5 protein-coding genes and 1 pseudogene are annotated in these 6,008 nt (G+C 71.2%); all 6 read right to left on the bottom strand.

Going from position 1 to position 6,008, the window contains the following annotated elements; all coding sequences use genetic code 11:
- Positions 1-60: 60 nt before the first annotated feature.
- Positions 61-1,440 carry an MFS transporter gene (locus H489_RS35850; RefSeq protein WP_017888719.1) on the bottom strand — a complete coding sequence of 460 codons (1,380 nt, stop codon included), beginning with the start codon at positions 1,438-1,440 and terminating at the stop codon, positions 61-63.
- Positions 1,441-1,658: 218 nt separating this feature from the next.
- Positions 1,659-2,288 (bottom strand): annotated as a pseudogene (gene ribA / locus H489_RS0120000) (GTP cyclohydrolase II); the annotation flags it as partial.
- Positions 2,289-2,317: 29 nt separating this feature from the next.
- Positions 2,318-3,397: a bifunctional diaminohydroxyphosphoribosylaminopyrimidine deaminase/5-amino-6-(5-phosphoribosylamino)uracil reductase RibD gene (gene ribD, locus H489_RS0120005; protein WP_081612386.1), complete on the bottom strand. Its 1,080-nt coding sequence runs from the start codon at positions 3,395-3,397 to the stop codon at positions 2,318-2,320.
- A 91-nt stretch (positions 3,398-3,488) separates the two neighbouring features.
- Positions 3,489-4,043, bottom strand: coding sequence for a GNAT family N-acetyltransferase (locus tag H489_RS0120010; RefSeq protein ID WP_017888722.1), 555 nt, complete (start codon positions 4,041-4,043; stop codon positions 3,489-3,491).
- Between the two features lie 2 nt (positions 4,044-4,045).
- The gene (trpS, locus tag H489_RS35855; protein ID WP_017888723.1) at positions 4,046-5,056 is read right to left on the bottom strand and encodes a tryptophan--tRNA ligase; all 1,011 of its coding nucleotides are present in this window, start codon (positions 5,054-5,056) and stop codon (positions 4,046-4,048) included.
- Between the two features lie 41 nt (positions 5,057-5,097).
- Positions 5,098-5,940: an exodeoxyribonuclease III gene (locus H489_RS35860; protein ID WP_017888724.1), complete on the bottom strand. Its 843-nt coding sequence runs from the start codon at positions 5,938-5,940 to the stop codon at positions 5,098-5,100.
- Positions 5,941-6,008 lie beyond the last annotated feature (68 nt).

Below are 6,008 nucleotides of genomic sequence, written 5' to 3' on the forward strand. Positions count from 1 at the left end.
CCGCGCAACGCTTCGCGTCGCTGCTGAGCGGGGGCCTCCCGTCCCTCAGGTGGTCGCCGATCAGGCGTCGGCGATGTCCTTCGACTTCGTCTCGCGCACGAAGAGCAGCGCGACCAGCGTCACGACCGCGGCGATCGTCAGGTACAGGCCGACGAAGAAGATGTCGCCGTCCGGCCGCCAGAGCGCCAGCGCGACCGTCGGCGCGAGCGACGCACCGAGGATCGACGCGACGTTGTAGGCGATGGCCGAGCCGGTGTACCGGACGTTCGTCGGGAACAGCTCGGGCAGCAGCGCACCCATCGGGCCGAAGGTCAGACCCATCAGGGAGAGCCCCACGATGAGGAACGTCACCACCGTGATCGGCCCGCTCGACGCCGCGAACCAGAACTGGAACGTCAGGCCGAACAGCGCGATGCCGATCGTGGTCGGGATGAGGGTCTTGCGGCGGCCGAACCGGTCGGCGAGCAGGCCCGCGATCGGCGTGAAGATCCCGAAGAACACGACGCCGATCATCAGCAGCGTCAGGAACTCACCGCGGGAGTACCCGAGACCGACCTTCGGCACGAGCGCGCTGTTCACGGTGCCGGTGGTGCCGTACTGCAGGGTGAACGTCGTCAGGAAGTAGAAGAGCACGTAGGTGGCGACCATGCCGAAGGTGCCGACGATGACGGCCTTCCACGAGGTGCGGAACACCCGGCCGAGCGGGACCTTCGCGACCGTGCCGGACTCCTGCACCCCGCGGAACACCGGCGACTCGACGAGCTTGAACCGCACGTACAGGCCGATGATGACGAGCACCGCGGACAGCAGGAACGGGATGCGCCAGCCCCACGCCTGGAAGTCGGCGTTCGGGGAGCCGTCGGCACCGGCGGGCATCGCCGCGTTGATGGCGATGAACAGGCCGTTCGCGAGCAGGAAGCCGATGGGTGCGCCGAGCTGTGGCATCGAGCCGAACACGCCGCGCTTGCCCTTCGGCGCGTTCTCGGTCGCGAGCAGCGCCGCACCGGACCACTCGCCGCCGAGGCCGACTCCCTGGGTGAAGCGCATCACGGCGAGCAGGACCGGAGCCCACACCCCGACGGTGTCGAACGTCGGCAGGCAGCCGATCAGGAACGTGGCCGTGCCCATCACGAGCAGCGACGCGACGAGGGTGGTCTTGCGGCCGATCCGGTCACCGAAGTGCCCGAAGATGATCGACCCGACCGGCCGGGCGAAGAACGCCAGGGCGAAGGTGACGAACGACGACAGCTGCGAGGCTGTCGGGTCCTCGTTGGGGAAGAACAGCGTGGGGAAGACGAGCACTGCGGCGGTGGCGTAGACGTAGAAGTCGTAGAACTCGATCGACGTGCCGACGAGGCTGGCGATGACGACGCGGGAGCGCGGGTTGCCGGCGGGGGCCGGAGCGGAGGTGGGCGTTGCGGGTGCCGGAGCGGCGGTCATGACAGGGCGGGGTCTTCCGTGCTGCGTGCTCCCGGGGAGAGCACGAGGGTCCGGACGGCGGACACCGATCGGTTCGCGCGGGGTGGCGCGGGCGCCGATCGGGTGCGTTCGGCTGAGGGGGACCGCTTGTGACGGAAGCCCGATCATACGACAGATGTCGTCTGGCTGCGAATCAGCCCAGAGTCAGCTGGTCGCGGCCGTCCGTTGCCCGTGCGCGCTCAGGCGCCGGCGCCGGCCCCGGCTTCGAGGTGCTCGGGCAGCTGGTGGCCCATCCGGTCGCGCTTGGTGTCGAGGTACCCGGCGTTCTGCGCCGAGATGCCGACGACGAGCGGCACGAGGGAGTCGACGGTGATGCCGTGCTCCTCGAGCTGGCGGCGCTTCTCGGGGTTGTTCGACAGCAGCCGGACGCGGGTGATGCCGAGGTCGGCGAGGATGCCCGCGGCACCGCCGTAGGCACGGGAGTCCGCAGGCAGCCCGAGCGCGAGGTTGGCGTCGAGCGTGTCGAGACCGTCTTCCTGCAGGCGGTAGGCCTTGAGCTTGTTGATGAGACCGATGCCGCGGCCCTCGTGCCCGCGCAGGTAGATCACCACGCCGCCCTCGGCCGCGATGGTGTCGAGCGCCGCGTCGAGCTGGGGGCCGCACTCGCACTTCAGCGAGCCGAAGGCCTCGCCGGTCAGGCACTCGGAGTGCACGCGGACGAGCGCGCCGTCGGCGGGCAGCGAGCCGTCGGGCAGGGCGCCGATGATGGCGACGTGCTCCGCGCTCGTGACGAGGTCGCGGTAGGCGCGCATCTGGAAGGTGCCGTGGGTGGTCGGCACGTTCGTGGACACCTCGAAGTGGACTGGGCTCCCCGGCGTGGGCGAGGTCAGCGCGTCGGTCATGTGGTGCTCCGGTCGTTCGTGGGCCCGTCGTTCCCGAGCCCGGATGTCGCGTCGTGCTGCCGCTGCAGCTGGTGGTCGTGGTGCTGTGTCCGCTGCGGCCGGGCTCGGACCAGCAGGTCGGGGCCGAGGCTGGTGGTCGATAGTACGTCCAACCGGCGACGGTCGGAGATGCTTCCCACGCCCAGGTCGCCGAGGGCCACTCGGGGACCGCCGAGCAGGACCGGGGCGATGTACACGAGGTACTCGTCCACGAGTCCGGCGGCGATCAGCGCCGAGGCGACCGTCGGACCCCCTTCGACGAACACCGAGTGCACGCCGTGCCCACGCAGGGCTCCGAGCGACGTGGCCAGGTCGTGTCCGGGCAGGGCGATGAGTCCGCGCGGGTGCCGGCGGACCGCGGCGTCGTCGGGCACCGGGCGGTCGCCGAGCACCACGGCGAGCGGCTGGTCGGCGAGCAGCTCGCCGGCGTCACCGCGGGCGGTCAGACTCGGGTCGTCCGCCAGGACGGTGCCGGTGCCGACGAGGATCGCGTCGTGGGCGGCACGCTGCTCGTGGACGTGCTGGCGGGCGGCGGCGCCGGTGATCCACTTGCTCGTGCCGTCGGCAGCGGCGGCACGCCCGTCGAGGCTGGACGCCCACTTCACGGTGACCCACGGGCGACCGAGCCGCACCGACAGGAGCCACCGTTCGAGGAACGCTTCGGCCTGGTCGGCCAGGACCCCGGAGACGACCTGGACCCCCGCTGCGCGCAGTCGGTCGGCGCCGCCGTGCACGTCGGCTCCGGGGTCGTCGATCGCGTACACGACCCGGGCGACTCCGGCGTCGAGCAGTGCCACGGCACAGGGGCCGGTGCGACCGACGTGGTTGCAGGGCTCGAGGGTGACGACCGCTGTCGCGCCGCGGAGCAGCGCCGGGTCGACCTTGGCCATCGCGTCGACCTCGGCGTGCGGGGTCCCGGCACCCTTGTGCCAGCCCTCGGCGAGGACCTCGCCGGTGGGGGACAGGATCACCGCGCCGACGCGTGCGTGGTCGCCGACAGCGGGTCCGAGGGCCGCGAGTTCGAGCCCGCGGCGCATCGCTCGGACCTCGGTGGGTCGTGCCGTGTCGCTCACGGGCCGAGCCTACCGGCGGCATTCGGGTGACGCGTCACCATGGTTGTGAGCGTGTTCAGACGACGGGCCACGGGAGGTCGGAGGCAGGTGCGCCGTCGGCGCGTCGGAGCGCCGTCCACGCCGCCGTGAGGCCCCCGTCCCGGTCCGGCACACGGGCTTCGCCGCGGCCCGTGTACGAGAACCCGGCCGCACGGGCGACAGCCGCCGACGCCGTGTTGCCCTCGTAGCACTCCCAGTAGACGTCCGGGGCGCCCTGCTCGAGCGCCCAGTCGACGACGAGCCGGACGGCGTCGTGCATGATCCCGGCGCCGCGCGCGGACGGCGCGAGCCAGAACCCGAGGTCGCGGCCGGCGGTGCGGTAGCTGATGATGCCCGCGAGCCACGTCGAGCCGGCGGGCCTGATCGCCCAGGTGTACTCACGGTCCGAGGCCCAGCCCGGGCCGACGAGCGCGTCGACGAAGGTGCGGGCGTCCTGTTCGCGGTACGGGTTCGGGACCGTGGTCCACCGGACGATCTCCGGGTCCTGGCAGGCTTCGGTGATCGCCGCGGTGTCGGCGCGGGTGGGCAGGTCGAGCCGGACGCGCGCCGACTCGAGCGTGACGGGCTGCACGCTCAGCCGCGCGACCGCGGGACGAACCCGATGCGGTCGTAGACGCGGGCCAGGGTGTCCTGCGCGATGGACTCGGCACGGTCGGCACCGACGGCGAGCAGGCGGTCGAGCTCGGCCGGGTCGTCGAGCAGTTCGAGCGTGCGGGCGCGGACCGGTTCGAGCTCGGCCACGACGGCGTCGGCCACCTCGCCCTTCAGGTCGCCGTAGCCCTTGCCGGCGAACGACTCCTCGAGCGCGGCGATCGACGTGCCGGTGAACGCCGACAGGATCGACAGCAGGTTCGTCACACCGGGCTTGGCCTGGCGGTCGGCCCGGATCTCGCGCTCGTCATCGGTGACGGCCGACTTGATCTTCTTCGCGGTGCGCTTCGGGTCGTCGAGCAGGCGGATGAGGCCGTTCTCCGACGCTGCGGACTTGCTCATCTTGTTGGTCGGGTCCTGCAGGTCGTAGATGCGCGCGGTCTCGGTCAGGATCCGCGCCTCGGGCGTGACGAAGGTGTCGCCGAACCGCGAGTTGAAGCGTCCGGCCAGGTCGCGGGTCAGCTCGACGTGCTGTCGCTGGTCGTCACCGACCGGCACGACCTTGGTGTCGTACAGCAGGATGTCGGCGGCCATCAGGATCGGGTAGGTGAAGAGCCCGACCGACGCCGCCTCGGCGCCCTGGCGCGCCGACTTGTCCTTGAACTGGGTCATCCGGCTCGCCTCGCCGAAGCCGGTCAGGGTGTTCAGCACCCAGGCGAGCTCGGCGTGTGCGGGGACGTGGGACTGCACGAACAGCGTCGCCTTCGACGGGTCGATGCCCGACGCGATGTACTGCGCGGCCGTGGCCCGGGTGTTCGCACGGAGCTCGGCAGGGTCCTGCGGGGACGTGATCGCGTGCATGTCGACGACGCAGTAGATGGCGTCGTAGTCGTCGAGCAGAGTCCTCCACTGCATGAGTGCCCCGACGTAGTTGCCGAGGTGCAGCGAGCCGGCGGACGGCTGGATGCCCGAGAAGATGCGGGTCTTGGTCATGGTGGTGCTCCGGTGCGTCAGGTGAAGCGAGAGAAGAGAGGTCAGAGTTCGTAGTCGACGACCACGGGGGCGTGGTCGGACCATCGCTGGTCGTACGCCGCAGCGCGGTCGACCGTGTACTCCGTGACCTTCGCGGCAAGGTCGGGCGTCGCCATCTGGTAGTCGATGCGCCAGCCCGTGTCGTTGTCGAAGGCCTGACCGCGCCACGACCACCACGTGAACGGCCCGTCGACGTCACCGGCCTGGGCGCGCCCCACGTCGACCCACCCGAGGCCGGGACCCGTGGAGCCGTCGGCGCCCTCGACGGGCTCGCCGTCGGCACCGAAGAACCGCGAGAAGTAGGCACGCTCGCGCGGCAGGAAGCCGGCACGCTTGACGTTGCCCTTCCAGTTCTTGATGTCGCGCTGGTCGTGCCCGACGTTCAGGTCACCGACGACGACCGCGAGCGGGTTGTGCGCCCGGAGTGCGGGCAGCCGCTCGGTCATCGCGTCGAGGAACTTCCACTTCTCGTCCTGCTTGGGGGTGTCGACCTCGCCCGAGTGCACGTACGTCGAGACGACGGTCACGGTGGTGCCGCCGATCTCGTAGTCGGCTTCGAGCCACCGGCCGGCGGAGTCGAAGTCGTCCGGTCCGAGCGCGACGCGGTGGATCTGCGCCGAGTGTCGGGACGCGATGGCCACGCCGGCGCGACCCTTCGCGGTCGCCGGGTCGTGCACGATGTCCCACTCGTCGCCGAGCAGCGCCGTCAGGTCGTCGCTCGACGCGCGCACTTCCTGCAGGGCCAGCACGTCGACGTCACGGGTGGCGAGCCAGTCGCCCATGCCCTTGCGGAAGGCGGCGCGGACGCCGTTCACGTTGACGGATGCGAGGCGCAGGCGTGTCATGCAGAACACCTTATCGGCGGGTGCCGACAGCCCTGGACGCCCCCGACGGACGGACGGGAGGCACGGTG

The organism is Curtobacterium flaccumfaciens UCD-AKU (assembly GCF_000349565.1).
GTDB lineage: Bacteria > Actinomycetota > Actinomycetes > Actinomycetales > Microbacteriaceae > Curtobacterium > Curtobacterium poinsettiae.